This is a genomic window from Cupriavidus sp. R6-3 (assembly GCF_059772245.1).
This window is the reverse complement of record NZ_JCBAJO010000108.1, coordinates 1-15,874: the sequence shown is the minus strand read 5'-3', so window position 1 is coordinate 15,874 and position 15,874 is coordinate 1. Positions and strand designations below refer to the sequence as shown.

Annotated in this window: 18 protein-coding genes and 1 pseudogene; 6 read left to right on the top strand and 13 right to left on the bottom strand. The window is 67.4% G+C overall.

The annotated features are described in order from the left end of the window. A pseudogene (locus AC6EI8_RS16370) lies at window positions 1-497 on the bottom strand (GGDEF-domain containing protein); the annotation flags it as partial. A 796-nt stretch (window positions 498-1,293) separates the two neighbouring features. On the opposite strand from AC6EI8_RS16370, the gene AC6EI8_RS16365 reads away from it, so the two are divergent. Continuing rightward, entirely contained in the window at window positions 1,294-1,599 is a 306-nt protein-coding gene (locus tag AC6EI8_RS16365) for an H-NS histone family protein (protein ID WP_149320206.1), read from the top strand. Between the two features lie 210 nt (window positions 1,600-1,809). Here the strand turns inward: AC6EI8_RS16365 and galE are convergent, their stop codons facing one another. Both galE and AC6EI8_RS16355 read right to left on the bottom strand, forming a co-directional pair. After that, window positions 1,810-2,829, bottom strand: coding sequence for a UDP-glucose 4-epimerase GalE (gene galE, locus AC6EI8_RS16360; protein WP_149320205.1), 1,020 nt, complete (start codon window positions 2,827-2,829; stop codon window positions 1,810-1,812). A 56-nt stretch (window positions 2,830-2,885) separates the two neighbouring features. Further along, complete coding sequence (locus AC6EI8_RS16355) at window positions 2,886-3,908, bottom strand: tyrosine-type recombinase/integrase (protein WP_498382384.1); 1,023 nt, start codon at window positions 3,906-3,908, stop codon at window positions 2,886-2,888. A 242-nt stretch (window positions 3,909-4,150) separates the two neighbouring features. Here AC6EI8_RS16355 and AC6EI8_RS16350 point away from each other — a divergent pair, with 242 nt between their 5' ends. After that, window positions 4,151-5,140, top strand: a complete 990-nt coding sequence (locus AC6EI8_RS16350; RefSeq protein ID WP_149320204.1) for an NAD(P)H-dependent flavin oxidoreductase — start codon at window positions 4,151-4,153, stop codon at window positions 5,138-5,140. Window positions 5,141-5,168: 28 nt separating this feature from the next. Here the strand turns inward: AC6EI8_RS16350 and AC6EI8_RS16345 are convergent, their stop codons facing one another. After that, complete coding sequence (locus tag AC6EI8_RS16345; RefSeq protein ID WP_149320203.1) at window positions 5,169-5,711, bottom strand: PadR family transcriptional regulator; 543 nt, start codon at window positions 5,709-5,711, stop codon at window positions 5,169-5,171. A gap of 220 nt (window positions 5,712-5,931) precedes the next feature. On the opposite strand from AC6EI8_RS16345, the gene AC6EI8_RS16340 reads away from it, so the two are divergent. Further along, a complete protein-coding gene (locus AC6EI8_RS16340; protein ID WP_498382383.1) occupies window positions 5,932-6,156 on the top strand; it encodes a hypothetical protein in 225 nt (74 codons plus the stop codon). A gap of 319 nt (window positions 6,157-6,475) precedes the next feature. Here the strand turns inward: AC6EI8_RS16340 and AC6EI8_RS16335 are convergent, their stop codons facing one another. The 7 genes from AC6EI8_RS16335 to AC6EI8_RS16305 all read right to left on the bottom strand — a co-directional run bounded on the left by AC6EI8_RS16335 (window position 6,476) and on the right by AC6EI8_RS16305 (window position 11,993). After that, window positions 6,476-7,480 carry a Bug family tripartite tricarboxylate transporter substrate binding protein gene (locus tag AC6EI8_RS16335; protein WP_149320201.1) on the bottom strand — a complete coding sequence of 335 codons (1,005 nt, stop codon included), beginning with the start codon at window positions 7,478-7,480 and terminating at the stop codon, window positions 6,476-6,478. A 66-nt stretch (window positions 7,481-7,546) separates the two neighbouring features. Then, window positions 7,547-8,278 (bottom strand): SDR family NAD(P)-dependent oxidoreductase, encoded by a 732-nt coding sequence (locus AC6EI8_RS16330; RefSeq protein WP_149320200.1) that lies wholly within the window; start codon window positions 8,276-8,278, stop codon window positions 7,547-7,549. A 41-nt stretch (window positions 8,279-8,319) separates the two neighbouring features. Further along, entirely contained in the window at window positions 8,320-8,571 is a 252-nt protein-coding gene (locus AC6EI8_RS16325; protein ID WP_498382382.1) for a hypothetical protein, read from the bottom strand. Between the two features lie 65 nt (window positions 8,572-8,636). Then, window positions 8,637-9,839: a 3-oxoadipyl-CoA thiolase gene (gene pcaF / locus AC6EI8_RS16320; protein WP_149320198.1), complete on the bottom strand. Its 1,203-nt coding sequence runs from the start codon at window positions 9,837-9,839 to the stop codon at window positions 8,637-8,639. An 84-nt stretch (window positions 9,840-9,923) separates the two neighbouring features. Continuing rightward, complete coding sequence (locus AC6EI8_RS16315; protein ID WP_149320197.1) at window positions 9,924-10,571, bottom strand: CoA transferase subunit B; 648 nt, start codon at window positions 10,569-10,571, stop codon at window positions 9,924-9,926. Window positions 10,572-10,608: 37 nt separating this feature from the next. Continuing rightward, window positions 10,609-11,295 carry a 3-oxoacid CoA-transferase subunit A gene (locus tag AC6EI8_RS16310; RefSeq protein WP_498382381.1) on the bottom strand — a complete coding sequence of 229 codons (687 nt, stop codon included), beginning with the start codon at window positions 11,293-11,295 and terminating at the stop codon, window positions 10,609-10,611. A 491-nt stretch (window positions 11,296-11,786) separates the two neighbouring features. Next, window positions 11,787-11,993 carry a dodecin gene (locus tag AC6EI8_RS16305; protein ID WP_149320195.1) on the bottom strand — a complete coding sequence of 69 codons (207 nt, stop codon included), beginning with the start codon at window positions 11,991-11,993 and terminating at the stop codon, window positions 11,787-11,789. Window positions 11,994-12,255: 262 nt separating this feature from the next. Between AC6EI8_RS16305 and AC6EI8_RS16300 the strand changes: the two genes are divergently transcribed. After that, window positions 12,256-12,864 carry a phospholipase D family nuclease gene (locus tag AC6EI8_RS16300; protein ID WP_498382380.1) on the top strand — a complete coding sequence of 203 codons (609 nt, stop codon included), beginning with the start codon at window positions 12,256-12,258 and terminating at the stop codon, window positions 12,862-12,864. 53 nt (window positions 12,865-12,917) lie between these two features. On the opposite strand, the gene AC6EI8_RS16295 is transcribed toward AC6EI8_RS16300, so the two are convergent. Continuing rightward, entirely contained in the window at window positions 12,918-13,265 is a 348-nt protein-coding gene (locus AC6EI8_RS16295) for a hypothetical protein (protein WP_149320193.1), read from the bottom strand. 196 nt (window positions 13,266-13,461) lie between these two features. Here AC6EI8_RS16295 and AC6EI8_RS16290 point away from each other — a divergent pair, with 196 nt between their 5' ends. Together AC6EI8_RS16290 and AC6EI8_RS16285 are read left to right on the top strand one after the other, a co-directional pair. Then, window positions 13,462-13,923: a hypothetical protein gene (locus AC6EI8_RS16290; protein ID WP_149320192.1), complete on the top strand. Its 462-nt coding sequence runs from the start codon at window positions 13,462-13,464 to the stop codon at window positions 13,921-13,923. A gap of 404 nt (window positions 13,924-14,327) precedes the next feature. Continuing rightward, window positions 14,328-14,540, top strand: a complete 213-nt coding sequence (locus AC6EI8_RS16285) for a hypothetical protein (RefSeq protein WP_149320191.1) — start codon at window positions 14,328-14,330, stop codon at window positions 14,538-14,540. A 129-nt stretch (window positions 14,541-14,669) separates the two neighbouring features. Here AC6EI8_RS16285 and AC6EI8_RS16280 read toward each other — a convergent pair whose 3' ends face one another. Beyond that, window positions 14,670-15,062, bottom strand: coding sequence for an endonuclease (locus AC6EI8_RS16280; protein WP_149320190.1), 393 nt, complete (start codon window positions 15,060-15,062; stop codon window positions 14,670-14,672). Between the last annotated feature and the right edge of the window lie 812 nt (window positions 15,063-15,874).

Sequence of the window (15,874 nt, the reverse complement as noted above, 5' to 3'; positions counted from 1 at the left end):
GGCGCCTGGCGGCGCTCCGACAGCCACAACAGCGCGAATGCCGCCGTGCCGAGCACGGCCAGGCCGAGGCCGAACCACGCCGGATGCAGCAGATTCATCGCCTCGATGCAGGCGGTGCGCGAGCTGGAACCGCCGCACTGGTGACCGAGCCCGATCCCGGCCGCGGCGATCACGCCGGCGCCGGCGAGCGTCGCCAGCATCGCGGCACCGCGCCAATACGCCAGCGCGCGGTGCAGCCATTGCGCCAGCACCGTCGTGGCGATACCGCCGACCAGTGCGGCCAGCGCCTGCGACCACTCCGCCGATCCCCGCACCGAACCGGACAGCAGCACGACCCAGGCCGGCAGGCCGACCGACGCCTGCGACATCAGTCCCGCGGTCAGGGCCATCATGCGGCCGGGCCATCCCGCTCCATCGCGGCCGCGGCCGGTAGCGCGAAGGCCGAGGCCGACGGCGATGCCGAGCAGGATGGCGAGCAGCAGAACGCTAAAACTCATATCGAAGGGGGCGCTGCGGAATGCGTGTGGGTGGTGCCGTCAGGCTCCGGCCGGGAGGCCGGTGACGGAAACCCCGTGGTATTGCGGAACCGCGTGAAGCGCGGCAAATCTTGGTGCGGGACCCGGGCGCACGGCCGGCGCGCCGGCTGCGATCGGCGGTCGGCTCGACACCGCCCGGGACGTTAGCACAGCCGCCGCGCGTAGTGCACGCAGCGTCACCTTATTGCAACGAGAGCCGCCTCGCGGAGTCGCCCGAAGCCCGGCTTCGCCGGCGCTGGCGGCAGGCCGCGCGGAGGCAATCGACGACGAAGACAAGACAAAGCGGCACAAGGACATGGGACGACTCGGATCGATCAGTAGCGGCGGACAGCCCGCCAACACGCCGGGCGACAGCCCATGCTGAGGGGATATCGACCGCTGGCGGGGATTACTTGAATCGGGGAATGGCCGTGGCGGCACCCGCAGGGATGCGGCACGCGACGCGCCAGGGCATGGAAACCCAACCACCACAACATCGCATCCGTTTTACCGCGCCATATTGCTCAAAACGAAAGCGGCAAGCGAAAGACCCGAAGCAAACGCCTCCACCAAGGCGGGCCAGCCACGCGGCAAACATGCGGAAATACGATCAAGACGGCTGGCGGTGACAGAGTGACCTCGAAAAAGTTCACCTTGAAAGGTTTCGTGATCGATTTTGTCAAAAATCGGTTTCAACCTGCGCCGGCATTTGCATCGCTAACGCAGGCCGTTATAATTCATGCCGTTCATCTCGCCCACCGTAATCAGAGGTCTCAAAATGGCAACCTATCAGGAAATCGTTCAGAAAATCAACGAATTGCAGAAGCAAGCCGAAGAGATCAAGGCACGAGAGCAAGCTGCGGTAATCGACGATATCCGCAAGAAAATCGAAGAATATGGCTTGACCGCAGAAGATCTGGGTTTTGGCAGCAAGGCGGTACCCAGCAAGAAAACCGCGCGCAAGGTGCCGGTCCGTTACCGCGACAGCGCCGGCAATACCTGGACCGGCCGCGGCAAGCGCCCGGGCTGGCTGACCCAGGCGCTGGCCTCCGGTAAATCGATCGACGACTTCCTGGTGCGATAAACGCAGCGCCTGCCGGGCGCCTCTCGGCGTCGCCGCGCCAGAGCGGAAGTCCTCACCGGGTTTCCCGGCAGCCGTGCGCAATAAAAAACCGGGCCCCTTCCCTTGGGGCCCGGTTTTTTTATGGTCACGACAATCCGCCAATCGCGGCGCGCCGGGCGAACGTCGGTGTCCGTGGCCACCGTCGCCGCCATCGACCATCGCGATCGTGAATCAGGACGCAAACCCCAACGGATTCATCGACTGCCAGCGCCACGAATCCGCGCACATCCGGTCCAGGTCATGGCGTGCCTGCCAGCCGAGCAGGCGCTGCGCCAATGCCGGATCCGCGTAGCACGAGGCAATATCGCCGGGGCGGCGCGCGACGATTTCATAGGGAATCGGTTTGCCGCTCGCGCGCCGATACGCCTCCACCACCTCCAGCACGCTATAACCGCGGCCGGTTCCCAGATTGACCGTCATCCCCTCGCCGCGCTCGTTCAAATAACGCAGCGCCGCCAGATGGCCGTCGGCCAGGTCGCAGACGTGAATGTAGTCGCGCACGCCGGTGCCATCCGCGGTCGGATAGTCGCCGCCGAACACCATCAGGCGCTCCCGGCGGCCGGCCGCCACCTGAGCCACATAGGGCATCAGATTGTTCGGCACGCCGCCCGGATCCTCGCCGATCAGGCCGCTTTCGTGTGCGCCGACCGGATTGAAATAGCGCAGATAGGCAATTCGCCAGTGCGGATCGGCGCGCTCGAGGTCGCGCAGGATCTGCTCGCCCATCAGCTTGGTCTGCCCGTAGGGATTGGTCGCCGACAGCGGAAATTCCTCGCGGATCGGCACCGTATGCGGATTGCCGTAGACAGTGGCCGAGGAACTGAATACCAGCGTCTTGACGTCGGCCGCCTGCATCGCCGCGCACAGCGTCAGCAGGCCATTCAGGTTGTTGTCGTAGTAGGCGAGCGGCTGCGCCACCGATTCGCCGACCGCCTTGAGCGCGGCGAAATGGATCGCGCCGCCGATCTTGCGCTCGGCGAACAGCCGGTCCAGCAGCGCGCGATCGCGCACGTCGCCCTCGACGAACTCCGGCGTCTTGCCGGAAATGGTGGCGATCCGTTCGACCACCGCGCGATTGCTGTTCGACAGGTTGTCCAGGCCGACCACGTCGTAGCCGGCCGCGAGCAGTGCAACCCAGGTATGCGAAGCGATATAGCCGGTGGCACCGGTCAGCAGCAGAGTGTCTGGCATCGTGAACTTGATCGATTGAGAAGGCGGACGGCGCCGGGCCGCCACGGTCAGGGGCGTTATGGTAACCCGGCCGGCGATTCGGCCCCGCCAGCGGCGGGGAGCTGGCCGCTGCGGGCCTGCCAGGCGGTGTAGGCGGCGTGCAGCCGCCAGCCGGACTCCAGATCGCGCATGCCCAGATACTGGGCGACTGCCGCCGGCTCGGCGCCGGCCTCGAAATGCAGCGCGCCATAGGTATTGCGCAGCGTCTGCGGCGAGGCGCGCTCGGTGCGCCCGGCCAGCACGCCGGCCTCGTCCAGCAGCTGCTCGACCCGGCGATATAACGAGGCCGCGTGCAACGGCCGCCCGGCCGGCAGTGCGGGGAACACCAGCGTGCCCAGCGTGCCGGCCAACGCGCGTACCGCGAGCCAGGCCAGCAGCGGCCGGCGGGCGAAGTCGAACACCGGGGCGCGATAGGTACGGCCGTTGTCGGTCCGGGTCAGGCGCAGTTCGCTGGCGTCGGCCGCGATGCTGTCGAGCCGCAGCGCGCGCACCTCACCGACCTTGAGGCCCGCGCCCAGCATCGCGGCGACCACGGCGATGTCGCGCGCGCGTTTCCAGACGGTCGGGCTCGGCGTGGCATCGCGGTCCGGCAGCGTGACCGGTTCCAGTACCCGCGCCACCAGGGCATCGCATTCGGCGGGCAGCAGGAAGGGCGTCGGATCGTTGTCGCCGTCGGCCAGATGGGCGCGCACCGCCTGGCTGCCGGGGTTATGCAGGCCCGCCTGCTGCAGCGACAGGTAATGAAAGACGCGCTCGATCAGCCGCGTATAGCGATAGCGATGGCGCTTGTGCAGCCCTTCCGCATCGAGAAAGGCGCCGATCTGCGCCGCCGACCACGACAGCGGCGCGACGCCATGCTCGCGCGACCAGCGCAGCAGCTTGCCCCACATCGCGCGATAGACCACCGCGGTGCCATGGCCGAAGCCATGGACGGCCAGCCAGCCGTCGAAGGCGCGTTCGGGATCGGCATGCCAGTCCGCCAGATTGCCTTCGAACAGATCGCGGCCCGTTCCGGCGGCCGGTCGAGGATCGTCGCTCACCTGCACTCCTGCTGATTCATTGGGCACATTGTAGACAAGGCTCCACCGCGCCCCCATCGCGCGGATGCGGGGCACCGTACGGTAATCGCCCGGCGGAAGCGTCACAGCGTGAGATCGGTACCGAAACCGCTATTGAAAGCGCGCGAAGGCCATGCTAACTTTCGGTTCACTATGCAACTGGTTGCATAAACACCCGCATATCCATCCGCCGTTTCAACCCACTCATTCGAACCGAGGCCGCCATGTCCCTTCCTCCGCTCCTGCAACGCCTGCGCCTGCCGGTGGTGTGCTCGCCGCTGTTCATCATCTCCAACCCCGATCTGGTGATCGCACAGTGCAAGGCCGGCGTGGTCGGCTCCTTCCCGGCGCTGAACGCGCGCCCGGCCTCGCTGCTGGAGGAATGGCTGGACCGCATCACCACGGAGCTGGCCGAGCACGACGCGAAGCATCCGGACCGCCCGTCGGCGCCGTTCGCCGTCAACCAGATCGTCCACAAGTCGAACGACCGGCTCGAGCACGACCTGGAACTGTGCGTGCGCTACAAGGTGCCGATCGTGATCACCTCGCTGGGCGCGCGCGTCGAGGTCAACCAGGCGGTGCACTCGTACGGCGGCATCGTGCTGCACGACATCATCAACAACACGTTTGCCCACAAGGCGATCGACAAGGGCGCCGACGGACTGATCGCCGTGGCAGCGGGCGCCGGCGGCCATGCCGGCACGCAGTCGCCGTTCGCCCTGCTGCATGAGATCCGGGAGTGGTTCGACGGCCCGCTGCTGCTGTCGGGTGCGATCGCCAGCGGCAACGGCATCCTGGCGGCCCAGGCCGCCGGCGCCGACCTGGCATATATCGGCTCGGCGTTTATCGCGACCGAGGAAGCCAACGCGCAGCCAGCCTACAAGCAGATGATCGTGGACAGCACCGCCGGCGATATCGTCTATTCGAACCTGTTCACCGGCGTGCATGGCAACTATCTGCGCCAAAGCATCGTCAACGCCGGCCTCGATCCGGAAGCCCTGCCCGCCTCCGATCCGACCGCCATGAACTTCGGCTCGAACCGCGTCAAGCCGTGGAAGGACATCTGGGGCGCCGGCCAGGGCGTCGGCGCGATCAAGCGCGTGGTACCCGCCGCCGACCTGGTGGACCGCTTCGCCGAGGAATACGCGCTGGCCCGCCGCCGGCTCGGGCTGGCGGAGGCCGGCGCTGCGGCGAGCGTGCGGGACCTGGTGTAACGAAGAAACGAAGCGCCGCCGGGGCGGGCTACCGTCCGCCCTCCGGCTCCAGCAGCGGCAGCACCGCCGTGCCCCACGCCACCCAATCCTCCTCGTAGCGGATCCCGCGCCGCAGCAGCGCATGCCGCAGCTGTTGCGCGCGATCCGGTCGCGGGTCGGCGAAGTCGCGCTGCTCGATCGCGCGGTAGGTCGCCAGACGCTCCTCGTGCAGCGCGATCATGCGCCGCATCTCGTCGCCCAGGCCGAGCGGGCCGGCCACCGCGTCGGCGCGCAGCTTGACCAGGATCTCGTCGCGCTGGTCCAGCCCGGCCGTCGGCGACAACACCCAGCGCACCAGTTCCTCCCGCCCTGCCGGCAGCACGCGATAGACCTTCTTGCGGCTGCGCGCATCCCCTTCGTCATCCTGCGCGGCGATCCAGCCGCGTTCGGCCATGCGGCCCAGCTCGCGATAGATCTGCTGGTGGGTGGCATGCCAGAAATAGCCGATCGACTTGTCAAAGCGCCGCGCCAGTTCGTAGCCTGACGAGGGCTTCTCCATCAACGAGGTCAGAAGGGCGTGCTGGATCGACATGCGGGCGACAGGGCGGGAGGCACGCCGGGGAGGCGCGCAAAGCACCAATGGTAGCGCAATGAGGCGGCGTGCAAGCCATCGGCTGGGCCTTGCACCCTATTGCTCGCAATATGACAAATCGAGCCGGTGGCTAGGCCAGAATTAAAAAAGGCGAAATAGCTATTCAGCGGGCGCTGCAATACATTGGAAACAAAGTCGCATTCGATCAGGAACAGCCGCCATGCCCGGACCGTACGATCTCGCCGAGGAGCGCAATATCCCATGGGAAGGCGACGGACCCTCCGCAGTGGAAGGCCGGTCCGCCGGCGCCCAGTCCAGCGCCATTTACTACCGCCTGCCGGACACCCCGGTGGGCCATCACATCAAGGAGTATCCCAGCGGGCTACGCCAGTTGGTCCGCTTTGTCGGCGTCGAGGAGCAGGTGGTCAAGGTCAGCCTGAACTGAGGCGCGGCCCCGTCCCCAGACCCTCCGCATACTCGACGCCCCGCGCCGAGGCAGCCGCTGCCGCGGCGCCCCACGATGTCTCCTCCTGCCCGGGTGGGCCGGAACTGAGCTCGCTGCCAGTCGCGAGCTCTTTTTTTTGCCGGCGCCGTGCACCGGTAGTCAGCGCCGCACTCGGCGCCGCATTCAGTGCCGCATTCCCGGAAGTGTGCCCTGCTGACATTGATCCAGAACGCCTTGCCGGCCATGAAAAAAGCCGGCCCGAAGGCCGGCTCTTCCGTCGTTGCGCCTCGCGCGCGTGGCGCGCGACGCCCGACTACCATCAGTCCACGGTCGCGCCCGAGGCCTTGACGACCTTCGCCCACTTGGCGGCTTCGGTCTTCATGAAGGCCGCCAGTTGCTCCGGCTTCTCGGGGTTGGGTTCGGCACCCTGACCCGCCATCTGCTTCTGCACGTCCGGCATGGCCAGGATCTTGACCACTTCGGCGTTCAGGCGATCGATGATGGGCTTGGGCGTGCCGCCGGTGGCATACAGTGCGAACCACGAGGTCGCTTCATAGCCCGGCACGCCGGCTTCGGCGACGGTCGGCACGTCCGGCAGCGCCGGCGAGCGCTTGGCCGAGGTCACGGCCAGCGGACGCAGCTTGCCGGCCTTCACGTGCTGGTACGACGACGGCAGGTTGTCGAACATCAGGCCGATCTGGTTGCCCAGCAGATCGTTGACCGCCGGGGCGCTGCCCTTGTACGGCACGTGCTGGATGTTCAGGCCGGTCATCGAATTGAACAGTTCACCCGACAGATGCATCGACGAGCCGTTGCCCGACGAGCCGTAGCTGATCTTGTTCGGATTGGCCTTCACGTAGGCGATCAGTTCCTTGATGCTCTTGGCGGGCACGTTGGGGTTGACCACCACCAGGTTCGGCACCATCGCGACACGGGTGATCGGCGCGAAGTCCTTGACCGGGTCGTACGGCAGCTTCGAGTACAGCGACTGGTTGATCGCGTGGGTGCCGATGGTGCCCATGAACAGCGTGTAGCCGTCGCCCTGCGCCTTGGCGGCGAGCGAGGCGCCGATATTGCCGCCCGCGCCCGGACGGTTTTCGATGACCACCGGCTGTCCGAGCGCCTTGCCCAGCTGCAGGCCGACGATGCGGGCCAGGATGTCGGTGGTACCGCCGGCCGAGAACGGCACGATCATCGTGATCGGCTTGGTCGGGTAGGTGTCCGCGAAGGCAGCGCCGGAGACGCCGGCGAACGTGGTGGCCAGCGCGACGCCGGCAGTCAGCAGGCGGCGACGCGCCTGCGACGGTTGCGACTTGAACTTCATCGTATGCTCCAGGGAGTTTCCTCGGTGGCCGTCCATGCGGGCCACGACTTGTAATAGGGGCCGCGCCTAGACCGGTGCGACGCCCAGCGTGGTACCGCCACAGACGTACAGCACCTGTCCGGTGACGAAACCGTTTTCGGGAGAGAGAAAGAACAGCGTGGCGCGCGCCACGTCTTCGGGCGTGCCCATGCGCTTGACCGCGATGCTGGCCAGGATGCGCTTCGTTTGTTCGCTGCCCTCGGGATTGCTGCGGCGGAACAGTTCGGTGGCGATCGGACCGGGCGCGACCGCGTTGACGGTGATGCCGTCGCCGCCGAGCTCCATCGCCAGCGTGCGCGTCATGCCGACCATGCCGGCCTTGGTGGCGGAGTACACCACGCGCTCGGGCTTGCCCAGCGCCGCGCGCGACGCCATGTTGACAATGCGGCCGAAGCCCGCGGCGCGCATCGCCGGCAGGCAGGCCTGCGTCAGCAGCAGGCTGGCCTGCAGATGCAGGCCGACCACGTAGTCGAGATCCTCGACGGTCGCGGTATCGGCGGTGCCGGGACGCGTCGCGCCGGCATTGTTGACCAGGCGCGTGATGGCGAATCGCGACGTCACCTCGGCGGCCGCCGCGCGCGTTGCCGCCGCGTCGGTCAGGTCCGCCTGGAAAAACGTCATGTTGGGATGCGACCAGCCCGGGGCGGCATAGTCGACATTGACGACGCGGGTCACGCCGTCGGCCAGCAGCATTTCGCTGATGGCGCGGCCGATGCCGGAACTGGCGCCGGTGACGAGCGTGGCTACGGGAAGAGACATCCGATTACTCCATGCCGGTACGGAACCGGTACTGCGAAGGTTCAGCAGAAATGCCGCGGAAGTTCAGCGGGAATGCAGCGGGGCATTCGGCGGTGAATGCTGGCGGTGCGTTCGCCGGTGAAGCCGGCCATGAAGCCGGCGACGAATTCACCGAACACCGCGGCGCTGGAACTGCCGCGCAAATTTGGGCGCAAAGAAAGCGTGCGGCGGACCGGCGAGCCAGTCGGCCCGGCCGCACCAACTGCGTTGGGAAATCTGTCGCAGCGCTGAGGGTCGGCGCCTGCCTTGGTCAACGGCAGGGGCGCCGCAAAACTTGAGCGGCGCGATCTCCCGCTCGGCGCTGCTGACGCGGCGCCGCTCAGACGCGCTCGATCACCATCGCGATGCCCTGGCCCACGCCGATGCACATCGTGCACAGCGCGAAGCGGCCGCCGGTGCGATGCAGCTGGTACATCGCGGTGGTGACCAGGCGCGCGCCGCTCATGCCGAGCGGGTGGCCCAGCGCGATCGCGCCGCCGTTCGGGTTGACGCGCGCATCGTCGTCGGCGACGCCGAGCTCGCGCAGCACCGCCAGGCCTTGCGCGGCGAACGCTTCGTTCAGCTCGATCACGTCGATCTGGTCCATCGTCATGCCCAGCTGCTTGAGCAGCTTCTGCGTGGCCGGCGCCGGGCCGATACCCATCACGCGCGGCGCCACGCCGGCGGTGGCCATGCCGACGATGCGCGCCTTCGGCGTCAGGCCGTGCTGGCGCGCGGCGGCTTCGCTGGCGAGCAGCAGCGCGCAGGCGCCGTCATTGACGCCCGAGGCGTTGCCGGCCGTCACGGTGCCGTCCGGGCGCACCACGCCCTTGAGTTTGGCCAGCGCTTCCATGCTGGTCGCGCGCGGGTGCTCGTCGCGCTCGACGACGATCGGATCGCCCTTCTTCTGCGGAATCGTGACCGCGGTGATTTCCTGCGCCAGCGTGCCGTCGGCCTGCGCGCGCGAGGCCTTTTCCTGGCTGCGCAGCGCCATCAGGTCCTGGTCCTCGCGGCTGATCTTGTAGTCGGTGGCGACGTTTTCGGCGGTCTCGGGCATCGAGTCCACGCCGTACGCCGCCCGCATCGCCGGGTTGATGAAGCGCCAGCCGATGGTGGTGTCGAAGATCTGCGCATCGCGCGAGAACGCGCTGGTGGCCTTGCCCATCACGAACGGGGCGCGGCTCATGCTCTCGACGCCGCCGGCAATCATCAGGCCCGCTTCGCCGGCGCGGATCGCACGCGCGGCCGTGCCGGTCGCGTCCATGCCCGAGCCGCACAGGCGGTTGATGGTGGCGCCCGGCACGCTCTGCGGCAGGCCTGCGAGCAGCAGCGACATGCGCGCGACGTTGCGGTTGTCTTCGCCGGCCTGGTTGGCGTTGCCGTAGATCACGTCGTCGATGGCGCTCCAGTCCAGGTTCGGATTGCGCGCCATCAGCGCCTTCAGCGGTACCGCGCCCAGGTCGTCCGCGCGCACCGCGGACAGGCTGCCGCCGTAGCGGCCGATGGGGGTGCGGATCGCGTCGCAGATAAAGGCTTCGGTCATGGTTGTCTCGTCCTTGGTTTCAGTGGTGGCGGCGGCGGTATCGGCAAGTGCGGGAAGTGCGATCCGTCGCCATCGGGGTCGGCGTCAGGCGGGCTGCGCCTGCTTCAGCGGCACGCCGGTCAGGCGCTGCAGTTCGTCGAACGACAGGCCTTCGACCAGGTCGCGGGCGACCAGGCCGTCGGGCGTCACGTCGATGGTGGCCAGATCGGTGTAGATGCGCGTCACGCAGCCGATGCCGGTCAGAGGATACGTGCATTCGGGCACGATCTTGCTCTCGCCCTGCTTGGTCAGGTGCTCCATCATGACGAACACCTGCTTGGCGCCGATCGCCAGGTCCATCGCGCCGCCCACGGCCGGGATCGCGCCCGGCGCGCCGGTGTGCCAGTTGGCCAGGTCGCCGGTCGCCGACACCTGGAAGGCGCCCAGCACGCAGTAGTCCAGATGGCCGCCGCGCATCATCGCGAACGAATCGGCGTGATGGAAATACGAGGCGCCGGGCTTGATGGTGACCGGCTGCTTGCCGGCGTTGATCAGGTCGCCGTCTTCCTCGCCGGGCGCGGGCGCAGGCCCCATGCCCAGCAGGCCGTTCTCGCTGTGCAGCAGGATCTCGCGGTCGGCCGGCAGGTGGTTGCCGACCAGGGTGGGCAGGCCGATGCCGAGGTTGACCACGGCACCGTCGGGAATGTCTCGGGCCACGCGGGCGGCCATCTGATCGCGGGTCAGGCGTTGCATATCGCTTCTCTCTTCGATGCGGGTTGGCGTGCGCGGGTCAGGCGGCGTTGGTGACGGCATTCGCGTCGACCTTGACGACGCGCTTGACGAACAGGCTCGGCGTCACGATGTGCTCCGGGTCCAGCTCGCCCAGTTCCACCACATGGCTGACCTGCACGATCGCGCATTTGGCGGCCATCGCCATGATCGGGCCGAAGTTGCGCGCGGTCTTGCGATAGGTCAGGTTGCCCCAGCGGTCGGCGGTATCAGCCTTGATCAGCGCGAAGTCGGCGTGGATCGGCGTCTCGAACACATAGCCCTTGCCGTCGATGATGCGGGTTTCCTTGCCCTCGGCCAGCGGCGTGCCGTAGGCGGTGCGGGTGAAGAAGCCGCCGATGCCGGCGCCCGCCGCGCGGATGCGCTCGGCGAGGTTGCCCTGCGGCACCAGCTCCAGCTCGATCTGGCCTGCGTGGTACAGCGAATCGAACACGTAGGAATCGACCTGGCGCGGGAACGAGCAAATGATCTTGCGCACGCGCCTGGCCTTGAGCAGCGCGGCCAGGCCCGTTTCGCCGTTGCCGGCGTTGTTGTTGACGATGGTCAGGTCGCGCGCGCCCTGGGCGATCAGCGCATCGATGAGTTGCGCCGGCATGCCGGCCAGGCCAAAGCCGCCGATCATGATGGTCGCGCCGTCATGGATGTCGGCCACCGCCGATTCCACCGAGTCGAAGAGCTTGTTGATCAATTGCGTTCCAGTCGAGAAGGCCTGGCCGGACCGGCCGGAGCCCGCCGCCCGATGGTGTCGGGGGGCCGCTGGAAGCGTCGTCTCCGGAGGTTCTGCCTGGCGTGGTTCCGGGCGCGCCGTGGCGGCGCCCATAAAGGCCCTAGCAGTCAAACGATGGTCCGTCTTGCGGACTCTTGTTCTTGGGTGCTGATGTTCGCTCTACGAACTTCGATTCGCAGAATGAACATCGAATGCAGAGGTTACACCGGTGCTGTTGCGGGGTCAAGGCAGGGTCAGCGTAGGGGGCCTCTGGGGTCCGGGCCTAGCCATGGCCGGGTCAAGGTGAGGCCAGCAGCGCCGGCGGCAGCGGGATGGGCGGGGGCGCGGCGCGCCTCTACGGCGGTCCGGCCGCAGCGATCACAACGAGAGGAACAACAAAAGGAACAACGAGAGACAGGAGCAACCAGGGGGGCTGCCGCCGCGGCATGCGCGGCGCCAACCGTGCAACACGCTCACTCGACGCGAAAGCCGATCTTCAGCGTGACCTGGTAATGCGCGACCTGGCCATTGAGGATATGGCCTCGCATCTCGGCCACCTCGAACCAGTCCATGTTCTTGATGGTCTCCGACGCCTTGGCGAGCGCGCTGCGGATCGCGGCATCGGTGCCGTCGGGCGAGGTGCCGACGATTTCGACGAGCTTGTAGGTGTGATTCGACATCGCTTGCCTCCAGGGTTGGGCGCCAGTTTGTTCTGGCACCGGGGGGGGTGGGATCACCGGGCGTCGACGCATGCAACGCGCATCCGAGACGACGCGAGTTTCATCATAGGCAGCCGTGCTGCGCCGTTCCAGCCGCCTTGCCTTTGCTGGCTCCGGCTGCTAACTTCCCCGCCTTCGCAACGTTTCCATTTCGATTCGTCATCCGATTGGCTACTGTTTGCCGCGAGCGGCGCGCTCCGCGGCAACGCATTCACGCTGTCTCATGTCCTTTGTGTTTCGCGCGCCCGCCATCGTCGCCGGCGCCCTGTTGTCCGTTCTGCTTTCCTCTTCGATCCTGGCGCCCGCCGCTTCCGCACGTAGCCTGCCGCGCAGCGGCGAAGCGCCGATGGCCCTTGCCGACGGCGCGCGCAGCTTCGCCGACGGCGCCAATTACGCGCTGTGCTTCACGCCCGATGGCGAGAGCTGCCAGGCCATGCTGGTCGACGCGATCCGCAACGCGCGGCGCAGCGTGCTGGTGCAGGCCTATTCGTTCACCAGCAAGCCGATCGCCGAAGCGCTGATGCAGGCGCGCAAGCGCGGCGTCGACGTACGCGTGATCCTCGACAAGAGCCAGGTGTCCGAGCGCTATACCAGCGCCACCTTCCTGAAGCACCAGGGCATCGAGGTGGTGATCGACTCGCGCCCAGCCATCGCGCACAACAAGGTGATGATCTTCGATGGCGAGGCGGTCTTCACCGGCTCGTTCAACTTCACCAAATCGGCCGAGGAGCGCAACACCGAGAACGGCATCCTGATTCGCGGCGACGCGCGTCTGGTCAAGCGCTACGTCGACAACTGGCAGAGCCGGCATCGGCTGTCGCTGCCGTACTGAGCGGTCAGCGAGGCGAACGACGGCGGCGGCGACCGAAGCCGCTGCGGCGGCGCTCAGTCGTTGTCCTCCGCCGCAGTGCCGCCGCGGCGTCCGCGCGAGCCGTACAGATCGGTTTCCTCGAGTCCGCGCTCGATATCTCGCGCGGCCTGCCGTCCCACCGGCCGGCTGCCGGTGTGCTGGCTCTGATGCGATTCGTCGCGCTCGTGCGGCAGTCGCGGCATCGGTTCGCCGCCGCCCTTCTGCGGCAGCGTCCCGGGGTCCGGCCGCGACTGGTCGGCCAGCGGTCCGGGACCCTCGCTGGTGCCCTGGGCGGTACGTTCGCGAGTCGTCTGGCCCTGCGGCCGTCCGGCTGTCTGGCCCTGCCGCGGTTCGCGTTCCGGATGCGTGGGTTGCTTGGTCATACGGCCCTCCCCGTGATGATGGCGCGCCATGCCGGCGCGCGAATGTTGACCTTCGACGACATGCAAACGCCATACCTGCGTTGCGCGGCGCTTCCACCACAGGGTGTGAAATCCGGGTGATGTCATGTTGCGGCGCGGTGGCACGCCCATTGCACGACACCAAGGCGCGGCATTTCGCCGCTGATGGAGACCAGCAATGAAACAGCAACAGCAACCGCAGGCGCAGCAAGGCGGCACCGAAAAGGGTGGCATGGGCCAGGGTGGCCAATCGTCTCAGCAGCATCAGCAGAGCGGCAGCCAGACCGGCCAGCAGGGCGGCATGGGCAACCAAAGCGGCCAGGGCGGTCAGCAACAGCAAGGCGGTCGCCAGAGCGGTCAGCAAGGCGGCATGGGCCAGAGCGAAGGCGGCATGGGTGGCATGGGCGGCCAGTCGCAGCAAAGCGGCGGTCAGAGCGGCCAGCAGGGCGGCCAAGCCGGCCAGGCTGGTCAAGGTGGCCAGCAGCAGCAAGGCGGCAGGCAGAGCGGCCAGCAGAGCGGCGGCATGGGCGGCCAGAGCGGCGGTCAGCAGCAACAGCAGTCCGGCACCAGCGGCCAGCCTGGCCAGCAGTCGTCGCAGGGCGGCCAGTCGGGCCAGTCGGGCCAAAATCGCGAGCGGTAAATGCCGAACATCGGCTGACACGCCGGTCATTCCGCGAACGCGGGAATCCAGCGTCGTTTGAACGCCGCTGGGTCTGCAGACGCGGGGACGACCGGCTCTGCTGACCAAGGGGCGCATGGGCGCCCCTTTTTTTTGCCCTCCACTTTTTTGCCGTCTTTTGTCGCTTGCCTTCCCTCCCCTTCTTACGACGCGTGAAAAATCGCCACGTCGTCGCTGTCGTCATTCGCTGACAACGCAATCCGTCGAACGCCGAGGCCGCGCTGCGCGCCAAGCCGACGCGTGGGCGCCGCCGTCGCTTCTACGCTGGTAAGCAGGAACGAATCAAGAACGCAGGAACGCGCGATCGGGCGCCTCGCCGCACGCCACAAGCCCGGCATCGCGTTCCAACTTCAGGGGAGCATGCGATGCAAGGCAAGACGACATCCCTGCGCGAGGCCGCGCAGAAATGGCTGCCACTGTCGGCCAGCCATCCCTGCCGGGTCACGCGTTTCGGACATACCGGCAGCCGCCGCGTGCCCTATGCGTGCATCGGCTTCGAGCGCGCGGGAAAACGGCTGTCGATCGTGTTCTTCCGTCATCGCGACGGCTCGTGGTACGTGTTTCCGCCGCTGCATTAGCGAAGACGCCGAAGCGGCGCCCTGCGGGACCCGCGGGGTCCTGATTGAAAACTGAAAACGACAGGAGCGCGACGGGCCTGCCCGCCGCGCTCCTTGCTGTCCCCGGTACGTACTCAATGCAGCCTTCGATCAGTTTCCGTCAAGGAACTGGCTGCGCTTGCCGACGCGCGATCCCAGCGTCGACAGGTCGTGATAATGCGTGTCGTGGTTCTCCATGCGGCCGTCGTAGCTGCCGCTCATCGGCATCGGCTGCGTGCCCGCCGGCGCCAGGTACTGCTGCGTGGGCTGATTGGTGCCCTGCGTGTACGGATCGAACTTGTCGCCGACGCGCGCGCCGCTGCTGTACGGATCGCGCGTGCCCGTCGCGGCGGGGTTGGCCGGATCGTATTGGCCTGCTGGCGCCATACCCGGCGAAGTGCCCGTGGCAGCGCCGCGGTCGCCCGGCACCTGCGCCAGTGCCACGCAGGAACCGGTCATCGCCAGCGCGGCGAGGGCGGTACGTACGAGGTGGTGTTTCGTCATGTTATTCACTCCTGAGACTGGCCCATGCATGCCGCGATGGCGCCCGCGATGGGCGGGGCGCCGGCGGCGACGCCAGGCGGGTTCGTGAACAGGCCCTGCTGCGCATCGCATCGCGGCGCTCGACAAGCGCCGGCACGACGATGCCCTGCCAGGACCCGGCCTACGCCGCCAATCACGCGAAACGCATGCCAGAAAGGCCGGGGCTTGCGCGGCTTGCGGGCAGGTCCGCCGGCGCGCCACGGTGGCACAAGGGCCGGCGGCATCGGCCCGCCACAGCCCTGCTGCCGGACCCGGCTACACCGTGAAGCGCCGCCGCGCCATGCGTCTCGCTCGTACTTTTTACTCGGCCATGCAGGATGTGCACGGCGCCGTCTGTGCGGCACCGCGCATAACGCGACAAGCCTGCCGCCATCGTCGGATGTGAACCGGATCGCCATTCCCATCGCGGCATGTCGTAGATTCTTGCGGACCGCTTCGCACCGCTGTCCGATGTAGGACGGTGGCCGATGGATCGCCGCATTCCGATTGCCTATAAGCGAAGTGACAGAGCAAGGTGACAGAGCGAAGTGACAGCGCAAAGTGACAGCGCGAGGTGACAACGCGAAGCGCCGAGCGAAATCACAGCGCGCAGTAACAGCGAGCGAAGCGACAGCCAACGACGGCGCCGCGCTTCGCGCGCAGGACCGAAGGCCACGCAATTTCGCGTGTCCCGATCGAGGAGCGGCCGCAATGGCAACCAAGCGAGCAGCAGCGAAGCAGCCGGCCAAGGCGGCAACGAAGCGAACGGGCAAGGACAACGCGACGGCCGCGGC